Below are 308 nucleotides of genomic sequence, written 5' to 3'. Positions count from 1 at the left end.
ACTTGCGGTTTTCCTCTTCATCGCGGTCATGAAGGGGATTCAATCGACTGAGACTTGCGGTTTTCCTCTTCATCGCGGTCATGAAGGGGATTCAATCGACTGAGAACCACTGGTTTCCTCTTCATCGCGGTCATGAAGGGGATTCACTCGACTGAGAACCGCTGTTTTCCTCTTCATCACGGCCATGAAGGGGATTCACTCTCGTGAGACTTGCGGTTTTCCTCTTCATCACGGTCATGAAGGGGATTCAATCGACTGAGACTTGCGGTTTTCCTCTTCATCGCGGTCATGAAGGGGATTCAATCGAC

It is taken from the genome of Ferdinandcohnia sp. SAFN-114, assembly GCF_059415045.1.
The sequence above is the reverse complement of the archived record's forward strand: the minus strand, read 5'-3'. Positions refer to the sequence as shown.